The sequence below is a fragment of the Pedobacter sp. UC225_65 genome (genome assembly GCF_042698365.1).
Lineage (GTDB): Bacteria > Bacteroidota > Bacteroidia > Sphingobacteriales > Sphingobacteriaceae > Pedobacter.
In genome coordinates, this window is sequence record NZ_CP170550.1 from 3,854,649 (window position 1) to 3,879,533 (window position 24,885).

25 protein-coding genes and 3 pseudogenes are annotated in these 24,885 nt (G+C 39.1%); 12 read left to right on the forward strand and 16 right to left on the reverse strand.

All coding sequences use genetic code 11. The features are described from left to right. The first annotated feature begins 37 nt into the window (after positions 1 to 37). Positions 38 to 745, forward strand: coding sequence for an SCO family protein (locus tag ACFJIZ_RS20340; RefSeq protein WP_379088365.1), 708 nt, complete (start codon positions 38 to 40; stop codon positions 743 to 745). A gap of 122 nt (positions 746 to 867) precedes the next feature. Then, a complete protein-coding gene (locus ACFJIZ_RS20345; RefSeq protein ID WP_379088368.1) occupies positions 868 to 1,404 on the forward strand; it encodes a DUF420 domain-containing protein in 537 nt (178 codons plus the stop codon). A gap of 133 nt (positions 1,405 to 1,537) precedes the next feature. Here the strand turns inward: ACFJIZ_RS20345 and ACFJIZ_RS20350 are convergent, their stop codons facing one another. Then, positions 1,538 to 1,840: a zf-TFIIB domain-containing protein gene (locus ACFJIZ_RS20350; RefSeq protein WP_379088371.1), complete on the reverse strand. Its 303-nt coding sequence runs from the start codon at positions 1,838 to 1,840 to the stop codon at positions 1,538 to 1,540. 201 nt (positions 1,841 to 2,041) lie between these two features. Between ACFJIZ_RS20350 and ACFJIZ_RS20355 the strand changes: the two genes are divergently transcribed. From ACFJIZ_RS20355 to ACFJIZ_RS20370, 4 genes are all read left to right on the forward strand, one after another. Next, positions 2,042 to 2,293: a hypothetical protein gene (locus ACFJIZ_RS20355; RefSeq protein WP_379088373.1), complete on the forward strand. Its 252-nt coding sequence runs from the start codon at positions 2,042 to 2,044 to the stop codon at positions 2,291 to 2,293. A gap of 35 nt (positions 2,294 to 2,328) precedes the next feature. Next, complete coding sequence (locus ACFJIZ_RS20360) at positions 2,329 to 2,727, forward strand: DUF983 domain-containing protein (RefSeq protein WP_379088376.1); 399 nt, start codon at positions 2,329 to 2,331, stop codon at positions 2,725 to 2,727. A gap of 272 nt (positions 2,728 to 2,999) precedes the next feature. Then, positions 3,000 to 3,662, forward strand: coding sequence for a DUF2461 domain-containing protein (locus tag ACFJIZ_RS20365; RefSeq protein WP_379088379.1), 663 nt, complete (start codon positions 3,000 to 3,002; stop codon positions 3,660 to 3,662). 78 nt (positions 3,663 to 3,740) lie between these two features. Next, positions 3,741 to 4,583: an OmpA family protein gene (locus ACFJIZ_RS20370; protein ID WP_379088381.1), complete on the forward strand. Its 843-nt coding sequence runs from the start codon at positions 3,741 to 3,743 to the stop codon at positions 4,581 to 4,583. 130 nt (positions 4,584 to 4,713) lie between these two features. On the opposite strand, the gene rfbC is transcribed toward ACFJIZ_RS20370, so the two are convergent. The 3 genes from rfbC to ACFJIZ_RS20385 are packed head-to-tail and all read right to left on the reverse strand — an operon-like array spanning position 4,714 to position 7,394. Continuing rightward, positions 4,714 to 5,268 (reverse strand): dTDP-4-dehydrorhamnose 3,5-epimerase, encoded by a 555-nt coding sequence (rfbC, locus tag ACFJIZ_RS20375; protein WP_379088384.1) that lies wholly within the window; start codon positions 5,266 to 5,268, stop codon positions 4,714 to 4,716. Further along, a complete protein-coding gene (locus tag ACFJIZ_RS20380) occupies positions 5,268 to 5,570 on the reverse strand; it encodes a DUF4286 family protein (RefSeq protein WP_379088387.1) in 303 nt (100 codons plus the stop codon). The genes rfbC and ACFJIZ_RS20380 overlap by 1 nt, the downstream gene beginning before the upstream one ends. Positions 5,571 to 5,585: 15 nt before the next feature. After that, positions 5,586 to 7,394, reverse strand: coding sequence for a tetratricopeptide repeat protein (locus ACFJIZ_RS20385; RefSeq protein ID WP_379088390.1), 1,809 nt, complete (start codon positions 7,392 to 7,394; stop codon positions 5,586 to 5,588). Positions 7,395 to 7,615: 221 nt separating this feature from the next. Here ACFJIZ_RS20385 and ACFJIZ_RS20390 point away from each other — a divergent pair, with 221 nt between their 5' ends. The 4 genes and pseudogenes from ACFJIZ_RS20390 to ACFJIZ_RS20405 all read left to right on the forward strand — a co-directional run bounded on the left by ACFJIZ_RS20390 (position 7,616) and on the right by ACFJIZ_RS20405 (position 11,889). Continuing rightward, positions 7,616 to 9,508, forward strand: coding sequence for a S9 family peptidase (locus ACFJIZ_RS20390; protein ID WP_379088393.1), 1,893 nt, complete (start codon positions 7,616 to 7,618; stop codon positions 9,506 to 9,508). 108 nt (positions 9,509 to 9,616) lie between these two features. Next, positions 9,617 to 10,297: a hypothetical protein gene (locus ACFJIZ_RS20395; protein WP_379088396.1), complete on the forward strand. Its 681-nt coding sequence runs from the start codon at positions 9,617 to 9,619 to the stop codon at positions 10,295 to 10,297. 214 nt (positions 10,298 to 10,511) lie between these two features. Next, on the forward strand, positions 10,512 to 11,192 hold the full coding sequence (locus ACFJIZ_RS20400) for a sensor histidine kinase (RefSeq protein ID WP_379088398.1): 681 nt from the start codon (positions 10,512 to 10,514) through the stop codon (positions 11,190 to 11,192). Between the two features lie 5 nt (positions 11,193 to 11,197). Further along, positions 11,198 to 11,889: pseudogene (locus ACFJIZ_RS20405) on the forward strand (response regulator transcription factor). 123 nt (positions 11,890 to 12,012) lie between these two features. Here the strand turns inward: ACFJIZ_RS20405 and ACFJIZ_RS20410 are convergent. The 6 genes and pseudogenes from ACFJIZ_RS20410 to ACFJIZ_RS20435 all read right to left on the reverse strand — a co-directional run bounded on the left by ACFJIZ_RS20410 (position 12,013) and on the right by ACFJIZ_RS20435 (position 18,201). Further along, positions 12,013 to 12,273 (reverse strand): hypothetical protein, encoded by a 261-nt coding sequence (locus ACFJIZ_RS20410; protein ID WP_379088401.1) that lies wholly within the window; start codon positions 12,271 to 12,273, stop codon positions 12,013 to 12,015. Continuing rightward, positions 12,273 to 12,908, reverse strand: a complete 636-nt coding sequence (locus ACFJIZ_RS20415; protein WP_379088402.1) for a hypothetical protein — start codon at positions 12,906 to 12,908, stop codon at positions 12,273 to 12,275. Before ACFJIZ_RS20415 ends, ACFJIZ_RS20410 begins: the two co-directional genes overlap by 1 nt. 348 nt (positions 12,909 to 13,256) lie before the next feature. Continuing rightward, the gene (locus ACFJIZ_RS20420; RefSeq protein ID WP_379088405.1) at positions 13,257 to 14,510 is read right to left on the reverse strand and encodes a metallophosphoesterase; all 1,254 of its coding nucleotides are present in this window, start codon (positions 14,508 to 14,510) and stop codon (positions 13,257 to 13,259) included. Positions 14,511 to 14,584: 74 nt separating this feature from the next. After that, positions 14,585 to 16,065, reverse strand: a pseudogene (locus ACFJIZ_RS20425) (sigma 54-interacting transcriptional regulator). Between the two features lie 71 nt (positions 16,066 to 16,136). After that, positions 16,137 to 17,228: a VWA domain-containing protein gene (locus ACFJIZ_RS20430; RefSeq protein ID WP_379088408.1), complete on the reverse strand. Its 1,092-nt coding sequence runs from the start codon at positions 17,226 to 17,228 to the stop codon at positions 16,137 to 16,139. A 103-nt stretch (positions 17,229 to 17,331) separates the two neighbouring features. Further along, entirely contained in the window at positions 17,332 to 18,201 is an 870-nt protein-coding gene (locus ACFJIZ_RS20435; protein ID WP_379088411.1) for a carbohydrate kinase, read from the reverse strand. Positions 18,202 to 18,348: 147 nt separating this feature from the next. Between ACFJIZ_RS20435 and ACFJIZ_RS20440 the strand changes: the two genes are divergently transcribed. Further along, positions 18,349 to 18,654 (forward strand): DUF4440 domain-containing protein, encoded by a 306-nt coding sequence (locus tag ACFJIZ_RS20440; protein ID WP_379088414.1) that lies wholly within the window; start codon positions 18,349 to 18,351, stop codon positions 18,652 to 18,654. Positions 18,655 to 18,885: 231 nt separating this feature from the next. Here ACFJIZ_RS20440 and ACFJIZ_RS20445 read toward each other — a convergent pair whose 3' ends face one another. The 6 genes and pseudogenes from ACFJIZ_RS20445 to ACFJIZ_RS20470 all read right to left on the reverse strand — a co-directional run. Continuing rightward, complete coding sequence (locus ACFJIZ_RS20445; RefSeq protein ID WP_379088416.1) at positions 18,886 to 20,037, reverse strand: DUF5690 family protein; 1,152 nt, start codon at positions 20,035 to 20,037, stop codon at positions 18,886 to 18,888. A gap of 78 nt (positions 20,038 to 20,115) precedes the next feature. Next, the gene (locus tag ACFJIZ_RS20450) at positions 20,116 to 20,997 is read right to left on the reverse strand and encodes a cupin-like domain-containing protein (protein WP_379088418.1); all 882 of its coding nucleotides are present in this window, start codon (positions 20,995 to 20,997) and stop codon (positions 20,116 to 20,118) included. 204 nt (positions 20,998 to 21,201) lie between these two features. Then, positions 21,202 to 21,753, reverse strand: a complete 552-nt coding sequence (locus ACFJIZ_RS20455; RefSeq protein WP_379088421.1) for a fasciclin domain-containing protein — start codon at positions 21,751 to 21,753, stop codon at positions 21,202 to 21,204. A gap of 112 nt (positions 21,754 to 21,865) precedes the next feature. Next, on the reverse strand, positions 21,866 to 22,651 hold the full coding sequence (locus ACFJIZ_RS20460; RefSeq protein WP_379088423.1) for an SDR family oxidoreductase: 786 nt from the start codon (positions 22,649 to 22,651) through the stop codon (positions 21,866 to 21,868). Between the two features lie 10 nt (positions 22,652 to 22,661). Continuing rightward, a complete protein-coding gene (locus tag ACFJIZ_RS20465) occupies positions 22,662 to 22,973 on the reverse strand; it encodes a hypothetical protein (RefSeq protein ID WP_379094159.1) in 312 nt (103 codons plus the stop codon). A 375-nt stretch (positions 22,974 to 23,348) separates the two neighbouring features. After that, positions 23,349 to 23,794 (reverse strand): annotated as a pseudogene (locus ACFJIZ_RS20470) (radical SAM protein); the annotation flags it as partial. Positions 23,795 to 23,915: 121 nt separating this feature from the next. Here ACFJIZ_RS20470 and ACFJIZ_RS20475 point away from each other — a divergent pair. After that, entirely contained in the window at positions 23,916 to 24,884 is a 969-nt protein-coding gene (locus ACFJIZ_RS20475; protein WP_379088426.1) for a DUF4271 domain-containing protein, read from the forward strand. Position 24,885 lies beyond the last annotated feature (1 nt).

Below are 24,885 nucleotides of genomic sequence, written 5' to 3' on the forward strand. Positions count from 1 at the left end.
GCTCCATCCGACACATGAAAACATACGTAACTAACGGATGAAATATAACCCAATAAAAAAGATATTGATCCTGGTAACCATTTTAGCGGTACCGGGATTTTTATATTATTTACTTCAGGAAAAGGGTAAAAACAGGTATAAGCCCTTGGCCATTTATGGCCCTAAACAAGTGGCCACTACCTTTCATTCTGTTAGGGGCAAGCAGATACCAGATACCATCTATCACATTGTGGAAGATTTTAAACTGCTGAACCAAAAGGCAGATACCACCACTTGGAAGAGTTACAAAGGCAAAGTAATTGTCCTTAATCTTTTTTATAGCAACGATAGACCATTTGGGGTAGACTTTGCCAACAAAGCAATGGAAGGTTTTACCAAAGTGTACGAGAAGAATGACATGATCCATTTTATTGGGGTAACCGTAGATCCACAACAGGATCAGCCAGCAGTTTTAGCAACATATGCAAAACAAATAAACGCAGTTGCTGGTAAGTGGGACCTATTAACAGGCGATAGCACCCAAGTATATCAGCTTATTAGAAAAGGCTTATTGCTCGATGCCCTAAAGACAACTACTAATGGTTTCACGAAATTTACTTATGGTAACATGTTTGTACTCTTGGATTCGGAACATCGGATACGCGGTTATTACGAAGCTACAAACCAAGAAGCGCTTTCTAAGTTAGATGACGAGATCAAAGTGTTGGTGGCAGAGGAATTGAGGAATATGAGGGATGGTAGGTAAAGAAGTAGAGTTAAAAGTAGAAAGTAAAAAGTTGAAGGTTGGAAGACCGAAGATAGAAAGTTAAAAAACTCCAGTATACAGACTATGAACTCCCGACTTAGGACTTCAGACTAAAAAAAGATATGGACAATTCAGTTGAAAAAAAATATAATAAATGGATAATCGTATTATCTGTTGCCATTCCATTGGTGGTGGCTTTATTGTTTGGTGTGAATTTAAGAAAACTAGGGTTTGATGTACAACCTTTGTCTTTTTTACCCCCAATCTATGCTACCATTAACGGTATAACTGCAGTGGTATTGGTGTATGCCGTATGGGCCATTAAAAATGGCAAGCGAAAGCTGCACGAGAACCTGATGAAGTTTGCCATCTCTCTCTCTGTATTGTTCTTGGCCATGTATGTGGCTTATCACATGACTTCTGATTCGACCAAATTTGGTGGTGAAGGTGCAATCAAATACATTTACTATTTTATCCTCATTACCCACATCTGCCTTTCGGTGATCATCATTCCTTTTGTATTGGTAACTTACGTAAGGGCGTTGGCGCAACGATTTGACAAACATAGAAAGATTGCCAGAATTACCTTCCCAATGTGGTTATATGTAGCGGTAACAGGTGTAATTGTTTACTTGATGATTTCCCCTTATTACAGTTAATTCTTAACCGAGATACACCATTTTTCAGCTTTAGAGAGACTTAACAAAAACCTAAAAAGGATTGAAGACCTGTCATTTAGACAACTGTCCAATCCTTTTTAAGCACGAATAAGCTATATTAGCTTAATCAAAATCAAAAAAGTCCGAAAGAAAGGATTTCTTTTTTCTTGGGTGCTGATGGGATGAATAACGTTTGATCATATTTTTGATCTTTGTAGCGGTCATCGTAACGATTGTGATGCGGTTCCTGAATATAATTTTCTTTACGCTCTTGATAGCGAGGCTCCGTCCTGTCATTTTGCTCGGCTGCAAATGTCAATAACTTGTCCAGTTCACCTTTATCTAACCATACCCCCCTGCAACTTGGACAATAATCTATTTCTACTTGATGACGTTCTGTGATTAATAAAGTTTCATTACAATTTGGACATTTCATACAGGTAATTTAAAATAGTTTTGTTCAGTTGATATAACGTTTATAATGGCCAATTGATTGTTAACTGCTAGTAATTTTTTGATTCCCTCATTCGGATTCGTTTTGTAGGACATAGAAGGAGTAGATCTTACACAATGTTATATTGATGTTTTTTGACATAAATTTTATCAGTGCAAGGGCATTAATATGTATATTTGTAATATGAAAAAGGCAATTGTCTTTCTTTTTATTGTGGTGTTGAGCTTTTCATTTAGCCCAGCCGCTAAAGCACAATGTTCTATGTGCACCATTAGTGCAGAGCAAGGCACTAAAAATGGCAACACACAGGGTAAAGGCCTTAATAGCGGTATTTTATATCTTTTGGCCATTCCTTATCTGTTAATGACAGGAATAGGCGTATTGTGGTATAGAAACTATCGCAAAAAAATCTCATCTACCGCTATTAACCAATAGACACTTTTTCTGCCAGATGCTATTAGGCCTTCGTTATGAAGAAAACACCTAAGCTTTATGCCATTATTAAAGGTAAATGTCCTCAATGTAGAAGGGGAGCTATTTTTACCGGTAACATGTATGGCTTCAATATCCAACGTACCAATTACAGTTGTCTGCATTGCGCACAAAGGTTCGAGATAGAACCAGGGTATTTTTATGCAGCCATGTATGTAAGTTATGCCATGAACATGATAGAAATGATCAGTATGGGTTTTGCTACTTATTACCTGTCTGGAGGCAGACTGGATTTCGATTCGTTATGGCTGTATGTTGGTGTCATTTTTTTAGGCTCACTTTTATTATCCCCTTTAAATTACCGATATTCACGTATAATTTTACTGCATTGGCTATCGCCGAAGATCAAGTACAAAGCGGAGTACGATAAGGCGTAAGGAACAGTTAGCGGTTTTCAGTTGACAATTAACAGTTCTCATTGAACTAATGAACAGTAAACCAGTATACCGTTGACAATTAGCGGTTACCAATGAACCATAGGGGAGAATGGAAGATGCAAGAGGAGAAATGGAAAATGGTTAGTACATGAGCAGTTAACCAGTATACAGTTGACGATTAGCACTTCCCAATGAACCAATGAACCAATGAACCAATGACCAATGACCAATGACCAATGAACCAATAACCAATGAACTAATAAAAACCTAAAATGTTAAACAAAAAGACCTTCGATTTTCTACAGCAGATTGCCGAAAATAACAACCGTGAGTGGTTTGCCGAAAATAAACAGTTATACGAAGACGCTAAAGCCGACTTATTCCCATTTATAGCCATATTGATCAAGGAACTGGCGGCCATAGATCCACAGTATTCGGCAGATACCGAGCCTAAAAAGGCCTTGATGCGGATTTATCGTGATGTGCGTTTCAGCAAGAACAAAGACCCTTATAAAAAGAATTATGGGATTGCCTTTGATGTGAAGGGCTATGGACCAAACACCCCAAGTTATTACCTGCACCTACAACCAGGCAACTGTTTTTTTGGCGTTGGCTTTTGGCAACCTGAAGCTCCGGTACTCAAGATGATCAGAGAAGAGATAGATTACAATACGGCTGAGTTTGTAGATATCATCAATGCCAAAGAATTTAAGGCCATCTATAAATTAAGTAAAGAAGATACTTTAAAAAAGGCCCCAAAAGGATATGAAATAGACCATCCTCAAATTGAGCTATTGAAGTTGAAAAGTTTCATATCTATTTATACCATAGCTGATTCTGAGTTTTTGAAACCAAGTATAGTGGATAAGTTGATAACTGCTTTTAAAACTATACAACCTTTTGTGCTATTTTTGAGAAAAGCTACCACTATATAATTATAGCTTTTTTTACCGTTATAGAGCTTTAGCGAATGCTAGAGAATTGAAAATAAATTAAAAAGAATAAATCTGCTGATGAAAAGAATATCTCTATTTCTATTGGTTGCACTATGTATCTCTTCGATTAGTTCGTGTGTAATCTTATCTCCAAAAAAATACAAGGCCCTTTTGGCCAAACAAGATTCACTGAACATGGGTTGGAACGATTCTCAATCTAAGAATGAAAGTTTAGAACAACGGATCAACCGCCTTAGAAAAGATACTGCAGCATTAAACGGACAATTGGCCGAGTTAAGAGGCCAATACAACGAAATGGATGCCAATTATAGCAAATTGAGGAGCAATAGCTCTTCAGAGATCAATAAATTGTCAGGCGACCTGAAAAAACGCGAACAACGTTTAAAAGAAGTAGAAGAGATCTTGCGCAAACGCGACGAGGCCACCAACCAACTTAAAGCCAAGTTACAAGAGGCTTTGTTGGGCTTTACCAAAAACGGATTGACCGTAGAGATTAAAAATGGTAAGGTTTATGTTTCCCTTACAGACAAACTATTGTTCCCTTCTGGAAGTATCATTATAGATGAGAAAGGTAAACAGGCCTTAACGCAATTGGCAGCCGTATTGAAACAACAACCAGAAATCAACATTGCTGTAGAAGGGCATACCGATTCGCAGAAGATTACGAACCTAGGCCAGATCAAAGACAACTGGGACCTTAGTGTATTGAGATCTACTTCGGTGGTTCGTTTCTTAACAGAAGAACAAAAAGTAGAAAGTGTAAGAATGACTGCTACAGGTAAAGGAGAATTCCAACCATTGGGTCCAAATACTACTGCTGAAAGTCGAAGCAAAAACCGAAGGATTGAAATTGTACTCTCTCCAAAACTGGATGAGTTATACGATCTGATCAAACAATAATTTAATATCCTGGCTCGTGTCCAAAGCCCTGGTTTGTGTGCTCACGAACCAGGGCTTTTGTTATTTTAATATGGCTAGGCTATTTTACCATGGTCCGTGGGGACACGAACCATGGGATGTTAAAAAAAGTTTAAAAAGGACTTTGAAAAGAAGCAAAATCGGGAAGTATCAAGTCTTTATCAGATAATAGAAGTTCAGCTGCTTTAAGCTGCTCATTCCAATTGATGTTGAGTGATGGGTCATTCCAGATCATCCCAATTTCAGAATTCTTATCGTAATAGTTGGTTACTTTATAAGTGAAGATGGTATCGTCTTCCAATGTTAAAAAACCATGTAAAAAACCTGGCGGTACCCAAAGCTGTTTATGGTTTTCGCCACTAAGTTCTATACTGAAATGTTGGCCATAAGTAGGTGAGTTTTTCCTGATATCTACCGCAACATCCAATACCGCACCTTTAATTACACGCACCAACTTGCCTTGCGCAAATGGTGGTGCTTGCGCATGTAGTCCACGCAAGGTTCCTTTTTGAGAAAAAGATTGATTGTCTTGTACAAAAACCGCATTGATGTCGGCCTCTGCAATATGTTTGGCACTGTAGCTTTCGTAAAAATAGCCTCTTGCATCTTTCCAGATTTTAGGTTCAATTACAAAAAGGTCTTTGATCGGAGTTTCTATGATATTCATTAAGCTACAAATTCCATTAATGTCCTAAAGGCCACAAATCTGTTTTCAAATTTTGTTTGGAGTTCTGCCTGTAAGGCTGGTGCATGGTTTAGCTGATAATCTTCGTATTCTGCTAGGTTTTCGGCAATATATTGCACACAAAAGGTTACACCTTCATTTGGAGAATCTACCACCCTCAACAATCTATTGGAAACGAATTTACCCGTTTCCATTACTGCTGGGATATGAATCTCTTGCATCCACTGCAACCACTCTTCTTGGGCTGCATCTTCTATAATTACGGTTACATTGTATAATAACATGTTACAAAGATAGGATTATGTACCTAAATTATCGCCACGCATATTTCTGAATCGTTTCCTAGCTTCTGCGTTAAACATACTGCCTGGGTAGTCATTCATCAACTGCTGGTAAAGCTTTTTGGCTTCCTCTGGATTGTTCAGTTTCTTCTCTAAAATATCTGCCAAAGTAAAAAGCGCATCATCTCTCCAAATGCTTGTATTATGGTCGGTAATTAAGGTTTTAAGTGCAGTTACAGCATTGGCCAGGTCGTTGGTCTTGATGTAGATATTGGCCTTGGCCATTAAAACATCATCAGTTAAACTGTTTTTTGGGAAGGCGATGTCAATACTGTCCAGTTTTGCCAAAGCCTGAGGCATTTTGTTCATAAATTGTAACATGTCTGCATCCGCATACATCACTAAGGACAAGCTATCATTTTTGCTCTGTAGGTTATCTGATATAAGTAGGCTTAGGTTTATGGCATCGTTGGCAATCAATGCAGAGGTAGCCGCTTTTAACACATCTGCCTGCGATTTTGCGTATTTGAAATCGCCAATATAGAAATTGAGTTTTGCCGCACGGTAGCGTGCTTCATTTCCGATCACCTGGTTCTCAAACTGTTTGGCTACCTGTTCGTATACCAAAACAGCTTCCCAAGGCTGCTTAGATAAAACATAGATATCGCCCAGGTCAATTTTTAGCTGACCGATTTCTGCCTGTTGTACACCTTGTATCTTTAACCCAGATTCTAAGGTTTCTTCGGCTTTCTTTAAGTCGTTCAGGTAATAAGCCTGTAGATAAGCCAGTTTCTTCAGCGCAAATAAAGTCTGTGCATTTTTTCCATACTTGGTCAAAATCTCCTGATATTCATCGGCCAATGGCACAATCGCTTGGGTGTCATATTTGCCAGCAATCACCATTTCGTACTTGGCATTGATCAACGAAACTTTGGCTAAAACATACGTCTCGTTTTCGGTGCCCTTGGTTAAGATGTACTCGTAGGCCTTGATCGCGGTTGAATACGCTTTGTTGGCCATAAAAGTATTGGCCGTATTAAAGAGAAAAGACCCATCGCCCTTGGTCCGTTTATCTTGGGCGATCAATTGCCTCAGAGCCATTTCGTAATCCTGCTGTTGTATGTATTGCCAGATCAACATTTCGGTAAATACCTCTGCCTGTGGATCTTTTTGTATCTTCTTTAACAAAGCAGTCTGGAGCAACTGATAGTCCCTGTTGTCTTCAAAAATAGAAGACATGGCATTTTGTGCCTGAGGCAGTAATTGAGGGGTGTTGGTCAATACGTTCATGTACTCCTGTATCAGCATCACCTTGTCTTTTTTGTAGCGGTAGATGCTCAATAGTTCAAACCCAAACATTTGGTCGTCGGTAAATACCTTTCTGCCCTGTATAAAAGTAGCAATGGCCATGTCGTAGGCCTCAAACCGATAAAAATCATTGGCCAGTTGCCTAAATTTGTTTTCGTCTTTTGGGGTACGGTTAATCGCTTCCTGAAATATCTTGTTGGCTTCGTCAATACGACCATTTTCTTGATATACCCGCCCTAAAGCAATTGTATATTGCGATTTGTCTGGATTTTCTTTGATCAGCTTTTTAAGGATGGCTTCTGCCTCTTTGTATTTTTTGATTTTAACCAATGAATTGAAATAGAGTTCAAAATAACCATCGTTCTTGGTGCTGTTGAACAACTTTTCCAATAGAACAGCAGCTTTTTCGTAATCTGCCTGCTGGTAATACTGGTAGGCCAATGCTTCGTCTATGTTTTCTTGCGCCTGCAAAAAAAAGAAAGAGCAAACACAACAGATAAATAAAGCTAGTTTCTTCATTGATGGAATAAATTAAGAGTGCTAAAATTACTATTCGATTAAAGCTTAAGTGCTAAAATAACGAAAAATGTTAACGCGTATTCTAAATGTTACTCATATTATTATTTGAATAATGGCAATGTTGCTACATTGAGACCTGTGATACTATTTGCTGTAAGTAACAATATTACTAATTAATGTTTTTGCCAAAAGGCGATATGTATTTTTGTAGGATAAGATATATGACGGTTATAAATAAATATATGGGGTTGGTGCTGCTTGCATTTCTCTTTGCCTGCAAGCAAGAGGGGAAGGTTGCCATTGTGCCCGTTAACGACTTTTTTAAAATACAGGATAAAGCTACCTATCGTGTTTCGCCAGATGGAAAGAGCTTGGCCTATTTAAAGCTACAGGATAAAAAACAAAACCTTTTTGTAGAGAACATCGAAACTGGTAAAACAGTGCAGCTGACCAAACTCCATGAAAAAAACATCAATTTTTACTCATGGGTAAGTAACGACGAACTGATCTATTACAAAGAGAAAGAAGGAGAACGCTTCCAGTCTGATCTGTTTATCATCAATAAAGAAGGTAAGAACGAACAGCAGCTGAGCAAGAACGATAAGAACAAGATCAGGGTCTTGGATGATCAACTGGTAGAGGATAATTTCTTGTTGGTGTCGTCAAATAAAAGAGATTCTACAGTTTCAGACGTTTACAGGTTAAATGTAAGAAATGGAGAAATGCAGATGGCGGCACAAAATCCGGGTAATATCATTGATTGGGTAACTGATGCCAGGGGTATGCTACGGATGGCCATTTCGAGCGATGGAGTAAACGAAACTTTGTTGTATAGAGAAAATGAAGGACAGAAATTTAGTCCCATCATGACCAATAACTTTAAAACCACCATACTTCCAATTGCTTTCTCAGAAACAAAACCCAACATCGTTTATGCCATATCCAACATCAACAGAGACAAAAAAGCCTTGGTAGAATTGGATTGTGTTACTGGAAAAGAGAAAAGTGTGCTTTTTGCCAATGATACGCTAAACGTGGTGGATGCAGAATATTCTAGGCAAAAAGGTAAAATGGCCTATGTGGTTTACGAAACATGGAAAAAACACAAACATTACCTGGATGACGAGGCCAAGGTACTGTACCAGAAGATAGACCAGTTGTTGCCAAACACAGAATCGAGGATCATCAGCAAGGACAAAAACGAGAATGTATTTGTGATCCGCACATTTACAGACCGCAACCCAGGTTCTTATTATCTCTACGTAGCCAATACCGGAAATTTGAAGAAACTAAGCGACATCAATTCTGCCATTCAGGTGGATCAGATGTGCGAAATGAAGCCCATCAGCTATACATCAAGAGATGGAATAAAGATCGATGGTTACCTTACACTGCCCCTAAATACCAAGGCCAGCAACTTACCTATTGTGGTAATGCCGCACAATGGCCCAGGGCAACGTAATACCTGGGGCTTTAATGCCGAAGTACAGTTTTTGGCCAATAGAGGTTATGGTGTACTACAAGTCAATTACAGAGGCTCTTCTGGTTATGGCAAGGCTTTTTTCGCTGCCGGATTTAAACAGTGGGGAGGTAAGATCCAAGACGATGTTGATGATGGGGTAAAATGGTTGATCGACCAAAAAATAGCAAATCCACAAAAAATAGCCATTTATGGAAATGGTTTGGGTGGATATATTGCCATAAACAGTGCCATTAAAAATCCTAAGCTATATAAATGTGCAGCTTCCAATTCTGGTGTACTCAATTTGTTGAGTTACATCAAATCGATACCTCCATTTTATAAATCGAGTTTGCAGATGTACTATGAGATTTTTGGAAATCCAGATGTCGATTTTGAATACATGCGACAGGCCTCACCAATTTTCCATGCAGATAAGGTTAATATTCCTATCTTTATTACACAAAACATCAAAGACCCTCGAATCAATACCAGCGATGCAATACAGTTTGTAAAAGAACTAAAGAAACGGAACGCGCCTGTTAGCTATTACGAAAAGGAGGAAGCCTCTTTTTCTATAAATAGAGAAGAAAGCCGCCAGAAAATGTACTCGGCTTTAGAACAGTTTTTAGAGGTTAATTTGAAGAAAAAATAACCTATTGGTCAAATGGTTTCAGAAAAGGATAGTGGTTATCGTAAGAATTTTTCGCTGATAATAACTTTTATTGTCTTAATCTCTGTCGTATTTGTCCTGTCTCTTTTCTTGGCATTTAACTTCAGTAAAAAGAATATTGAGAACGATTTCGTATCGGCCAAGGCCAATGTGCTCGAAGAAAGTATCAAACCCTACAATGATTTCTTTTTAAACAAACTGCCCGTAATTTCTTATTACAACGGTTATTTAGATTCGGCTACGGCAGCTAAATACGTAGATACGATCTTATTGCAATATCCTTTTGTTTCTAAGGTGGTCTTTTATGATGCCTTGGTAAAAAACATCAAGTTTGAAGAGAATGGCATCAACTACGGCGATTGTTCTGTAGGGCTTAAAAATGTTTATCAGTTTGGCAGTACCATACCCAAAGATTCGATCAAATTGTTTGGAGAGAACGATATTGTGAACAATGTGGATCGGGATGGTTTTGATCAGCTCTCTTTAAAGATGATGAAGTTTGCAGCCAAACTAGATACCGCAAAGGCTCCCAGTCAAGAAAGCTTGTTTAGCAATTTTACCAATATACGTCCCAATCGGATAGACTACTTCAATATCCCAAGTTTTGAACTGTTAAAGGTGTACAAGCGAATGGTGGCCTACAAATTGGATTCGGATCCTGTTTACCAGCAGGATATGCTTTCTTTTGAGTTGGATCCCAGTAAGATCAAAGATCAAAAATACCAGGCCCTTATTGTACCAAAACATCAGGATAGAACCCATTACCTATGATCCTCTTGATACTTCATCAGAATACATTACAGGCGAGATTACCTTAGGTGGACCATTCTCTGATTATAAGCTTTACTTTATCTCCTCAAAATCTTTTGTCAAAAAGAGATCTATAGCTTCTTCTTGCCGATTGCCGCTTTATTGTTGTTGTTCTATGGTGTACTGGTTTTGGTTGCCTTTTTGATCCTATCGTAATCTGAACATCAACCATAAGATGTTTAAGCTACAGTACGATTTTGTAACCAACCTAACGCACGAGTTTAAAACGCCTGTAAGCGTGATCAAAATTGCAGGGAATAACATTAAGAGTGCAGCAAGCCTTAGCGCAAGAGAACAACAGTTATATGGGAAGATCTTAGATGAAGAAGCGGATAAATTGAACGGTTTGATGAATAAGTTGTTGGCCTTTACACAAATTGAGAACAAAGCCATTATATTGAACCAAGACGAGATCAATATCGACGATTTTATAGAAAGTACCATTGATGTACACAAGTTGAAACACCCCGATTTTGATTTCACCTACGAAACATCTGGTTTTACTACATTTATTACCGACCCGGTATTATTGGGCAGTTTGTTTGATAACCTGGCAGAGAATGCCTATAAATATTCTTCGCCAAACCATAAAAAACTCCACATCAGTGCCCGTCTAATTAAAGACAAGGTTGTGCTCAGATTTAAAGATGCTGGAATTGGTATCCCATCATCAGAAATAAATAATATCTTTAAAAAGTTTTACCGTGTTCAGAACCGATACAACCAGAATGGGAGTGTAGGTTTAGGTTTGGCTTTCTGTAAAGAACTCGTTAACTTTATGAACGGCGAAATTTCCGTTAAGAGTGTTGTAGATAAAGGAACAGAATTTAAAATTGTACTACCATATAATAATTAAAAGAGATGTCTAAAGGAATTAAAATACTGATAGTTGAGGATGATGAGAATCTACGTTTTTTAGTGGTTCATCGTTTACAGGCAGAAGGTTATCAAGTACTGGAAAGTGGGGATGGGCTAACTGCAGTAGATACCATCATGTCTGAAAAACCAGATATTGTGCTATTAGATTGGATGTTGCCAGGTAAAGAGGGGGCCGAAGTTTGTGAAGAAGTTCGAAAAAACGGATATGAAGGTTTGGTCGATCATGATGACTGCCAAGGCGCAAGATGTAGATAAGATCGATGCCTATAATTTTGGAGCATCAGATTATGTGACCAAACCTTTTAACATGGATGTTTTGGTAGCAATGTTAGACAGCAAGGCCAAGTTCTTATTGAACAATGACCGTTCTGAAATTCACCGTTTCGGTAACATGGAACACCATCCAAATATCCATACTTTATTTAGGGATGGTAAAAAAATCGAATTGACGATCCTAGAAAACAGGGATCTTGTTATACTTTTTGCGTAACCCAAACAAGGTGATCAACCGTGATGAGCTGATGTTGGTGGTTTGGGGCTACAACTCTGATGTAAATACCCGCACTTTGGATATGCATATTGTAAGGCTACGTAAAAAAATAGAGCTTAATCCAGATAACCCACAATTGCTACAGACTGTACGTGGTGTAGGTTACCGCTTTAACGCTGGATAATATCTCTCCTGAATTTCTTATTTGATTGCTGTAGGCCCTTTGCCTAGATGTTAATGATAGGAAATTCAGGATTTTTTATGCCCTTTGCTGTCGTGTTCTTCAAGCATTATTTTACAGCATACATTAAAACCATAAAGAAGTACTGATCAAGTGGCAAAGCCACAAAATGAAGCATTGTAAGATCATGGTGCCATCTAAAAAGAAGAAGTAATAATATTCGTTTCTTTTGAGGTTGGATTTAAAGATCAGCCATCCTGTAAGTAGTACCGTTAATGCCAAACCGAATACATCGATGTTGAACTGTTTGGTAAAAAGGATTAAAAAGATCAGGTAGAGCGCCAATAAGCCTTGGCAAAAAATCCATGCTCTTTTTTCGCCTAGCATTACCGGAATGGTTTTGAGCTCGTAAAGTTTGTCCTGAAAAGATCACGGATATCAAATGGGATGGTGATGGCGCAGATGAACAAGAACCGTTTGGCTACTAATAAGAGTGTTTCCCATAAGCTTACAGCTATGCCATAATTACGCTCCAACTCTACAATTGGCAACAACACACAGCTTACCGACCATACAAAAGCGATCAAGAACAGTTTAATGCCGGGTAGGTTTCTTAAACCGATTTTTTTATTGTTTATACTTAAAAAAGGGAAATTATAGGCCAATGCAATCAAACCGATAAAACCCATTAGAAGTTTGGCCTGAAAACTCAGATACAGCAAGCCCAATGGGATGATGCAGAGACCCGCAATCAGCGTAATAGAGATGATGAGCCTATGGTGCGAAAAAATCCATCTCACCCTTTTAAATGGCGATTTTTGAGGGTCTTTTGGCTTGGCCAACAACATGCTGAGGTTGTAGATCAGCAATGTGGAGAAGAACAAGAATGCCAGTACGTATTTATCAGCTGGAACTTTTAAAAGATAGTAAGTAACTAAACCTTGGGCAACAGCACAAAAGGCAATGAAGAGATTGCTAAAAAGCAGAAAATCCAAAATAGAAAAAAGTGCTTTTTTGATCATTCTTTTTTAGTTCATTGGTGTCATTAGTTCATTGGTGTCATTAGTTCAATGGGCATTGGTTCATTAGTGACTAGGTTAACCGGTTAATTGTTTATTTGTTCATTAGTCAATAGTTCACTGTATAAATTGTTTAATTGCAAAAGGTCTTCATGATAAAATTGTCACACTGAGCCTGTCGAAGTGTACATTTATCGGTCTTCTACAAGCTCAGACTAACAGCTTTATTTAATTGTTAGCAACTGCGAATTGCCAACCCATCTTCTCTTTTACATCTTCCATCAAACTACTTACAACTTCTAGACTTTGGTCTTTGAACTTTCTAACTTTCCAACTTTTTACATCTGACTCTTAAGCTCTGCTCAACGTAAATATCGTAATTTCTGGTAAAATTCCTACACGTCCAGGATAGCCTAAAAACCCATATCCTACATTTACATAAAGCTGCTGTTGCTTTTCCCTGTATAATCCTGCCCATTCTTTATAGATGTACTGTACGGGGCTCCATTGAAATTCTTTTAACCTTACGCCAAACTGCATACCATGGGTATGGCCGCTAAACATGGCGTCTATTTGTGGGTATTTCTGTAAAACTTCTCCTCGCCAATGAGAAGGGTCGTGCGATAGCAATAGTTTTACAGGAAGGTCGTCTGTGTCTTTGGTGGCCAGTTCCATTTTTCCATACTTAGGAAAACGACCCATGCCCCAGTTTTCTATCCCTAGGATTCCAATTTCTTCACCACCCACTTTTAACCTGCGGTGTTGGTTCATCAACAAATCCCAGCCCATAATTTTATGTGTCGCAATTAGGTCTTGAAGGTTTTTAACTTTGGCTGGTGAACTTTCTCTGCCAAAATGATAATCGCCATAATCGTGGTTACCCAGTACCGAATATACTCCTAAAGGTGCCTGTACTTTGGCAAAGATATCTTGGTAATCACGCATCTCATTGGCTAGGTTGTTCACCAAATCACCTGTAAAAAAGATGAGGTCTGGTTTCTCGGCCAATAACATTTCTACCCCACCTTTAACGGCTTTTTGATTGTAGAAACTGCCAGAGTGTACATCAGAAATCTGTCCTAAGGTAATGCCATCAAAAGCGGCAGGTAGGTTTGGTAAAATCAGTTTTCTGCGATTGATCTGGTAATCGTATGCACCAGAAACAATGCCCCAACTTAAAGAACTTAATGGAACTGCAGCTGCCACAAGTCCTGCCTTTACCAAAAATGAAGATCGGCTGATGGGTTCACCAACAACAGGCCCACTTTGGGTAGGAGTTGGATTTTCTTTTCGGTTTAGTCTTGCAATCTTAAGCAGACCTCTTCTCAGGTCATCAATCAAAAGAAAAGGCAACATAAAGAACTTGCCCACTGTCAATAAAAAGAAGGCAACCAGAATTACCGCTCTTGCAGTTAAAAATAGATTTAAGAAGATAGCGGCGAAAACACCAATCACCAAAAGCACATTGGTTGTCCACCATACAATGGTGAAGTTTCTCTTTGTTTTGGGCGACCATTTTTTGAAGACACCAATAATTGCTTTATAACAGTAAAAGTCGAGCAATAAAACAATGAAGCAAAGTACAATCAGAAAATATGGTCTCATGGATTAAAAAAAGGTATTAAATAAATTCAGTATAGCTAACATTAGATAATAAAAACAACTTTAGTTACAGTAAACTATCTAAAATCATCTTCGTCTTCATCAGTTAGGTCTGCATTGAAAAGGCTTTCGAACATATCTGCAAAACCGAAACCACCATTCAAGTAGTTTTTGCTTACTTGAGAAAATTCTGCCAAGCCATGCAATACAAATTCCATCAACAACAAGGTCTGGTTTTCACTTAACTTAGGGTGGAACTTTTGCACTAATTCATGCAATCCATCCACAGCCATCAATTCTTTTTGATACTGTTTAAATGTCAATTCATCTCCAATTTCGATGGTATTTCCCTCCGTAAACCATTCTGTAATCTTGGTATACGGGTTGGCCGTTTTGCTTTTCTTTGCCCTTTCTGGGTCGGGGAAGTAACGGGGAAACAGATGTTTTACAGCTTTACCGATTAAAGTATGTGCTACTTTGGCCGGACCTTCCAACTCGCCCTCGTAAACCAGCTCTATCTTACCAGTAACTGCCGGAATGATACCACTCAGGTCTGATAAGCGAACAAAAGTAGCTTCCTCTCCATTGATCAACATCCTGCGTTCTGCATTGCTGATCAGATTTTCGTAGGCAGATATGGTTAAACGGGCCGAAACGCCAGATTTTTGATCAATAAATTCACTTTTTCGAGCCTCGAAAGCTACTTGTTCGATCAGGTCTTTCACCAGGCCATCAGCTTCTATTAAACGTTGTGCTGGTGTCAATTTGGCTTCTTGGAAAGTGATTTTCCTAGAGATTTCAATTGTTTTAGGATAATGTGTCAAGATTTGGCTTTCAATCCTGTCTTTTAAAGGGGTAACAATGCTCCCACGATTGGTATAGTCTTCAGGATTTGCAGTAAATACAAACTGCACATCTAAAGGCAAACGCAATTTGAAACCACGGATTTGGATGTCCTTTTCTTGCAACATGTTAAACAAGGCCACTTGGATTCTGGCTTGTAGGTCGGGCAGTTCGTTGATCACAAAAATACTTCGATGTGCTCTCGGAATCAATCCAAAATGATCACGCGTTCGTCGTTATAAGTTAATTTTAAAGTAGCGGCCTTGATAGGGTCAACATCACCGATCAGATCGGCAACGGTAACATCGGGTGTGGCCAGTTTTTCGGTATAGCGTTCGCTGCGGTGTTGCCAAAGGATAGGCGTATCGTCACCTTTTTCTTGGATCTCATTTTTGGCAAACCACGAAATTGGATTCAAAGGGTCGTCAAAAATCTCACTTCCTGCAACGTAAGGGATATATTCATCCAACAAGTTCACCAACAGACGGGCAATCCTAGTTTTTGCCTGTCCACGCAAGCCTAATAACAAGATATTGTGGCGGGATAAGATTGCCGTTTGTAGTTCAGGGATTACGGTTTCATCGTAACCTAGTATGCCTTCGAAACCAGCTTCTTTGTTTTGGAGCTGTGTAATGAGGTTTTTCCTCAATTCATCTTTTACACTTAATGAGGTATAGTTTGAGGCTTTTAATTCGCCTAATGTTTTTGCTTGCATATGTGTTATTTAGTCGGTAAAGTCTGGAAGTCGGATAATATCTTCCGACTTTCGGTCTGATAACTTTCAGACTACCTTACGGTTTTTCTTCTGTTTTTAATATAATCTTCAAAAATGTATTCGCCCAAGCCAGTTAATGAGCTATAAAAAGCCCTTCCACCGTTGATCTGGGTAAATTGCCTTACAAACTGTTGTAGGTAAGGGTCTTGTGCAATCATAAAAGTGGTAATAGGGATATTTAAACGCTTACATTGGGCGGCCATATTCAAAGTTTTGCCAATTACTTTTCTATCTAGGCCCATGCTGTTTTTATAATAACGGCCATTTTCTTTTAAACAGGTCGGTTTCCCATCGGTGATCATGAAGATCTGCTTATTGTGTGTTTTTCTCCTGCGCAAAAGGTCTGTAGCCAACTCTAATCCGGCCAAGGTATTGGTATGGTAAGGCCCAACTTGTAGATAAGGCAGGTCTTTGATGGTAATCGGCCAAGCATCGTTGCCAAAAACAACGATATCTAACGTATCTTTTGGATATTTCGTTTTGATCAATTCGGCCAAAGCCATGGCTGTTTTTTTTGCGGGCGTAATCCGATCCTCCCCATATAAGATCATAGAGTGCGAAATATCAATCATCAACACGGTAGACGTTAATGTCTTGTAGTCTTTTTCTTCTACCTCTAAGTCCCTATCGGTTAAGGTAAAATCGCCAATGCCATGGTTGATCTGTGCATTTTGGATAGAAGCCGTCATATCGATCTGGTCTAGGCTATCGCCAAAACTATATTCCCTGCGGTCTGCATTCTTTTCTTCGCCAATGCCAGAAATGTTACTGTTGTGGTTTCCTTTTCCTGCTTTTTTAAGTTTACCAAAGATCTCTTCTAAGGCAGATTTTCTGATGGTCTGCTCTGTTTTAGCCGTAATCTTCACTTCGCCATCCTCTTCCTTCAAGTAACCTTTTTCTTTGAGGTCGTCGATAAAGTTGCCCATGGCATAATCATTATTGGTAAACTTGTACTGCTTGTCAAGTTCATTCATCCAGGCCAAGGCTTCCCCTGCATCACCAGCGGTATAATTGAGCAGTTCGGTAAAAAGCTTTAACAATTCATTGAAACCACCTTTTGGCAATTCATTTGGCAGGAATTTAGAAAATTGGAATCCTCTCATGAGTTATATAAACGATGTATCGAAGGTAAAAGTTTGACACAAGAGTATTTTAAGCCTGATGTCATTTTTGAGACCTTTCTACTCAGGATTGAAAACTGCCTATCTATTCAAAAACTTCGCTTCCATACGGAGGGTTTGCCCCTTTTTGCGAGGCCACAAAGGCTCCAACCTTGCAGGCCCTGTCTAAGATCTGCTCAAACGGATAACCATTCAAGTAGCTGGCTAAAAAAGTAGCCAAGAAAGAATCGCCGGCACCTACTGTATCGGCCACTTTAACCTGATAACCAGGATGGTGATAAAGTTTGTCTTCATGTAGCACATAAGCACCTTTTTCACCCACCGTTAGGCAAATGATCTGGATATCAAATAGCTGTGTCAATTGTTTTAAAAGCTGTTCGTCTGTACTCCCTGTTAAGTTGAGTGCTGTTTGTAGATAAAGCAGTTCGTGTTCGTTGATCTTTAAGATATCTGCCTCGGCCAATAATGCTTTCAAAGTGGCAATGGTATAAAATGGTTCCCTTAGGTTAATGTCGAATACTTTGAGTTTGGCCTGTTTGATCAATGCCAAAACCGTTGCCCTACTTTTTTCATTACGGCAGGTTAAGCTGCAATACACAAAGGCATCTGCCGATTGTACCGCAGCAATTGCATCTGCTGTAAGTTCAATCGCATCCCAAGCTACTGGCTCAACAATGGTATAGGTAGCTTGTTGTTCCGCATCGAGTTTTACGGCAACAGTACTGGTGGGCAAGTTTTTATTCAGCTGAATTAAATTACTGCTGAGCTGTTGGGTTGATAAGAAACTTAAAAGTTCGGTACCATTTTCATCATCGCCGATAGCGCTGATCAATCGGCTATTGATTCCCTGTTTATGAAGATTCAAAGCTACATTCATAGATGATCCACCTGCTTTTTTCCCTTCAGGTAATACATCCCACAAGATCTCGCCAATGGCCGTAACTGTTTTTTGCATAGTACAGATAAAGAAACAATTTTATTGGTTGAAATAAAAATGAATCTATAGTTTTACCTATAAGTTTATACTTGTATCAAGAAGCCGAGTTGGCGTACTCTCTTCTGTATGTAAATGATCATAAATTTAACTAACCCATAAACTCTCATGAAAAAACTAATCTTTTTATTGCTGTTAACCCTGTCATTTAATGTGTATGCGCAACAAAATTCAGAAAAGGAAGCCATTTTAAAGGCATTAGAAAAAGTGCGTAGCGATTGGAACAAGGGAGACCTGAACGCGTTTATGCAGGGTTATTGGAAAAGTGACAGTGTGTTGTTTGTAGGAAGCAAAGGCCCTACGTATGGTTGGCAAAAGACCTTGGATAATTATAGAAAAGACTATCCAAATAAAACGGCGATGGGTACCTTGATCTTTGGAATCAAAAAGGTAGAGCTTTTGACGGCAGATTAGGCTTTTGTTTTGGGAAGCTGGAATGTTAAACTGGTAAATGCTGATTTTAAGGGCTATTTTACCTTATTGTTGCGTAAAATTAATGGGGCCTGGAAAATCGTGGTAGACCACTCTAGTTAAGCTTTTGTAATTGCCGATATTTCTTGGTGAAATAATACAAAGAGAAGAGGGTAAGTAAACAGCCAACTACCGATAGCAACACTACGCTGTTGGAGAAAAATGTGACCCAATTTAATTTGATCTTGAGGATCCTTTGCTCAACAACACCCCGATGCTGCCAACGTAACCAAAAGAATCGGCGATATAGATCAAGAAACCTACGTTGCTGGTGTATTTGAAGGTAGAAATCAACCTGTCGAAAAATACAGCATTAAAAGGAATATAGACCATGTAGAGACCAAGACCAACCAAGGTCATCCACCAGATGGGCTGTAGCAGATTAGTTTTAAATAGGATGGTGCAGGTGCCTGCCAAGATAAATCCGATAAGGATAAAGTAATGCGCACTTTTTAAGGCAAGAAAATTGTTTTTGATCAATACCATGCTGCCAATCAATACCAGCACGATGAGGGTAATTGGGGTTTCTGTTTTAGAGAATATGGCGGGTTGATTAAAAAAACCCATCTCTTTCCACATCTCTGCACCAAAATTATCGCGGATGTCTCTAAATATGGTGGCAAAACAATAGATCAATACACAGGCTACCAGACCGGCAAAAAAATCTTTGATGAACTTTTTACGGTCGGCTGTTGTCATTGGGATGCGCTCTGCCCTATAGCTGATGTCTTCTAAGCTTGGTGCAGGGATTTTTTCCATCAGGTAAACAAAAAGAACCAATGGCAAGGAGAAGACCAGTCCTGTATAAAATGGCACCCAAAACTCTGATATGCCGAAGTTGACCATTAACCAGGCACCAACAGATTTGACAAAGCCAGAGGCGAAAATAAAGCTCACAGCCAATGCCGCGCCTATAAAATCTGTACTTCGCCTACCCTCTACATAAGAAAACACCACGCCCCATAACATCCCCAAAGGGAAACCATTGATAAACAAGAAAACAATGTTGTAGGGTAGGGGAACGATGGCAAAAAACAACCAACTTAACCAAGCAATTGCCGTAAGGAGCAAGATGATTTTACCTCGGCCAGTTCTTTTTAACTCAGAAATATACTTGATTCCATAGAACTTGGCCAAAAGATAACCCAGCATCTGGCAGATCACCAAAACGGTTTTATAGCTGTAGCCTGCTAGTGTCAGGCCATCAAAAGTGGCTACGGTAAACGATTTTCTAAAACCGAAAATCATAGTGTAGGCCAAAAAAACAACAATAGCTGCGTATAAACCAGTTTTAATTTGGCTGTTGGATTTAGAAATAGTGCTCATCAATAGCAGTTTGGTTTGTCGGTTATTCTTGAAAGATAAACAAAACCAAACAATACTACTGCAGTTGGCGAAGAGATTTTATCTCGGGCTACCGTTTTTTAACGCACGTTCTGCACGTTTAACCGCACCCTTTTCTCTCCATGTAGCATATTTCTCCTTGAAGGTCATTTTGATCAAGCTGTCAACCGCACCATGGGTGAATAAACTCCAAACACTGGCAATTTTACGGGTGATTGATTGGTCCCATGCCCTTAAGCTTAAAGAGAACGAGCCATCAACATATTTCATCCAGTGCCACATTCCAGTTGGCATGAACAAAGTATCACCATGCTCTAAAAATACTTCATAACCTTCAACACCTTTAAGGGCAGGAAATTTTTCGAAATCAGGGTTGTCAACTTTATAGTCTTCTAAAGCGTAAGTGGCGTTAGGCAAACAATACAATCTTTCTTTCCATTTGTAATCGAAAAGGATGATGTGTTTGCGGCCACCAAAGTGGGTATGGAAGATATGTGGAAGGTCGATATCATAGTGTAAAAAAGTAACCGAATTTGAACCACCAAAGAACATGGCCGGCATGCTTTCGATAAAACCACCCATCAGGTCTTTTGGTATCTTGATATCGTTGATCAGACTTGGTACTTTTTTAAACAGGTTAAAAAAGAATATCCTCAATTCAGTTGGCTCACGTTTGATCAAGTCTAGGTAATCGCCAAACTTCATGTGTGCAGCTGCCGCATTGATCGGCTTTGCAGGGTCGGCTTTAGAGTTGTCGTAAAGAGGAACTTCAAGTTCGCCTGCTATTTCTTTTAAATATTCAGTAGTCCATTTTTCTCTAGCAGGCCAATCTTTGGTCAAACCTTTAATGATCAAAGGTTTTTTCTTGTCAAGATAATTTTTCTTGAAATCTTCTCTACTAATCGTTTCAACTGTATCAACAGGTTTTAAAATAAAGCTCATAATGTGCCAATAAATTAAGTTTTGGATGGAACTGATCAAATCATCTACCCGACACAAAAGTGTAAATTAAAATTTGAAAAAAATATGATTCACATCATAAAATGTTAAGTCTATGATAATTTAAGGTTAGGTTGCTTCATAAAAAAAGCGTCCCAAAAATCTGGGACGCTTCTCATCAATAGGTAAAATTGGGCGATTGACCTCTTATTTCGGCATTAATACGGTGTCAATTACATGAATTACACCATTGCTTTGGAAAACATCTTTGATCGTTACTTTAGCCATGCCACCTTTCTCGTCTTTCAACATCAGGTTTTTGCCTTCCATCCAAGCCCATAGCTTGCCACCTTCTACTGTGGTCAATTCTGCTTTACCTTTGCCAGCTTTAATTGCTGCTGCTATTTCTTTGCTGCCCATTTTGCCAGCTACGACATGGTAGGTTAAAATTTTGGTTAATGTTGCTTTGTTCTCAGGTTTAACCAAGGTTTCTACAGTGCCTTTTGGTAATTTGGCAAAAGCTTCGTTGGTTGGTGCAAATACGGTAAAAGGACCAGCACTTTTTAAAGTCGCTACCAGACCTGCCGCTTTAACAGCTGTAACTAGCGTGGTGTGGTCTTTTGAATTCACAGCATTGTCAACAATATCTTTGGTAGGATACATTGCAGCACCACCAACCATTGGATTTTTTTGAGCGTGAACTTGAGTGGTAAATGCCATAGCTACTATGACAATTGCAGATAGGAATATTCTTTTCATATTTTTTTAATTTGATATGAAAGCAGATACGGAGAATAAACCCGAGCAGATTGAAAAAAAATTAAATTAATTTTAAATCGCTGATAATTAGCATGTTGATTTGCTTTTGTGCCTAAGTCACCTTTGCTTTTCTAATGATTTTAGAAAATAGTTTAGGGAAAAATCTTTTGAGCAGGATGCCTTTTGTTTCTTTGCCACCAATGTAGACTTCTTCTTTTTTGGCCACAATGGCTTTGATGATTTCTTGTGCGCAAACTTCAGGGGCCATGCCATTTGCTTGTGCGTCGTCCATTGTGCCTTGGGCCGAGCCATTGGCTGTTAGGGCATTGATGGTGACATTGGTTTTGATGAAACCTGGGCAGACCAAAAGGATGTGGACATTGGGATTGTCGATTTCTATTCTAAGGGAGTCAAAATAACCATGTAAAGCATGTTTGGAAGCGGAGTAGGCCGAACGAAAGCGTGTACCGAACTTGCCCACTAAGCTACTTACACAAACAATATGACCTTCGCCTCTGGCTAGCATCTGTGGAAGTACAGCCTTACTTAAGCTAACAGTACCCCAGAAATTTACGTCCATTAGACGTTGTTCTGTAGCTAGGTCTGTATCCATGGCCAAACTTCGCTGACTAATGCCGCCACTATTGATCAAGATATCTATGTTTCCATAAATGCGTATGGCATCTGCAGCTTTGCTCGGTAACGCGTTACCATCTGCTAGATCTAAGGATAACACATGAACGTTGATCTGGTCTTTACAGTTAGATTTTACCCTAAATAGCTCATCTCTGTTGCGGGCAGAAATAATCAATTTTGCACCCATCGCGTTATAGGCGTAAACCAAGGCTTCTCCAATTCCGGAGGAAGCACCAGTGATCCAAACAACTTTATTTTTCATAGCTTAAAAATTAATCCTCATCTTCTGCAAAAAGTGTGGCGGCAATCCCATCTGCAAATAGTTTGCCTTCGTTTGTCAATTGCAGTACATGATCTGTAATGGTCAATTGACCATTTTCAATAAATGGTCTGGCCTGTTTTTTTGTCAGTTCGGTATAGGTAGCACCAAATTCTTTACCGATCTGTTGCAGGTCTGTTCCCCACATGGTCCGTAAAGAAGTCATGATATATTCGTTAAACCGATCAAGTAAACTCAATTCTTCAACGGTTTCTGCAAGTTTTTTATCGGCCAGTAAACTTAAATATTTCGCGTTGTTGGCCATATTGATATACCTGTTGTGCCCATCAAAACCATGGGCAGAAGGCCCGATACCCAAATAGGGGATGCCTTTCCAATAATTGGTGTTGTGAACAGCATAACGGTTGGGTAGGCTATAGTTTGAAATCTCATACTGTTCAAAGCCAGCTTTGGCCAACTGTTGGGTCAACAACAGAAACTGTGCAGCACTTTGTTCGTCGTTCAAACCAATCTGTTTTCCTTTTTGTATGGCATTGGCCAATGCGGTTTTGGCTTCAACAGTTAAGGAATAGGCCGAAATATGGGGTGTTTGAAGACTGGTTGCGGTATGGATGTTCGACAGCCATTTCTCGTCCGTTAAGATGGGATAACCATAAATTAGGTCGATACTTAGATTTTCGAATCCAGCATCCTGCGCTCTTTTGATACAACTTTCGGCCTCATCAGCGTTGTGCGCCCTATTCATCCAGATCAGGTCTTCATTGAAAAAAGATTGTATTCCAATACTGAAACGGTTGATGGGCAGTTGACGTAAGTCCTTGATTTTTTTGCATCAAGGTCGTCTGGGTTTGCTTCTAAGGTGATTTCGGCAATTGCCGAAATGGAAAAGCACTCGGTAAGTGTATCAAATATCTGTTGTAGGGATTTGGCAGGCAGAACCGATGGCGTGCCCCCGCCAAAATAGATGCTGCCAACCTGCTCGTTGATCCTGTCTTTTTTTAACCTGATTTCCGTGCAGATGGCATCCGTCATTTCGTCTACATACTTCAAAGAAGTAGTGAAATGAAAATCACAATAGGTACAAGCCTTTTTACAGAAGGGAATGTGGATATATACACCAGCCATTGGGCAAAGATAAATTAATTAAATCATATCGTCTTTTGGCTATTGCTTTACCTATCATTAGGAAAACAAAATAATAAAGCACTAAATTTGTGGCAAACAATTGATATTTTGTTGATTTTACATGTATAAAAAGGGTATTTGGCTTTTTTTCTTGCTCATTGCGGTTTGCCTAACTACGGTTAAGGCTAAACAGGTACCCCAAAAACCAGATACCGGCAGCAGGGACATGGTGTTGATAGACAGTCTGGATTCTGCCCAGGTGCTTACTTTGGTAAAAGATACCATCAGCCCAAAGATTTTATTATTGCCCGATTCGCTTACCAAGGCATTAATGGCCGACAGTATGAGCAAGAGCTTTGGTTATCCCTTTTTTGACCAAGCTTACCTGATCAATAGGTATTTGGCCAAAGACGAAACCATAGCCGTATACCAAGCGGGTTCATTGCTACCCAAAGGTGAGGTTTGGATATTGGCCGTCATTGCAGGGTTGATCTTGTTGTTCGCCATTTTAAAGAATACTTTTTCAAAACAGTTGGTCGCTATCGTGCAATCGTTCTTTAGCAATAGGGCCTTGGGCAATTTGAATAAGGAAGATAACCTTTTTACATCATGGCCATTTCTATTGTTGTTTGTGCAGTTTGGATTTACCATTGGCATGTTCTTCTTCCTGATGGCACAATACAAAAAGATTGATGATGTAGCCCAAGGGTTTCAGTTCTATGTGACGATTTCTATCCTGATCATCGTGCTGTATGTTCTTAAAATAATCGTATTGCGGTTGCTCGGTTATGTATTTAATGTTCAAAAACCGGTAAATGAATACATCTCTATATTATATTTAAGTTATTTTAATGCTTCCTTATTGTTCATGCCCCTGGTTGTTGCTTTTGCCCTGTCACCACTCAAATATGGCGTATTTTATATTGCGATAGCGACAATTTTGTTGGCAATTATTTTTGTTTTTCAGTTTATTAGGGCCGGAATAAATATTTTATCTCATTATCGGTTTTCAAAAGTCTATTTATTTTTGTACTTTTGCACCCTCGAAATTTGCCCTATTTTAATATTAATCAAGGCAATAGGATTTTAAG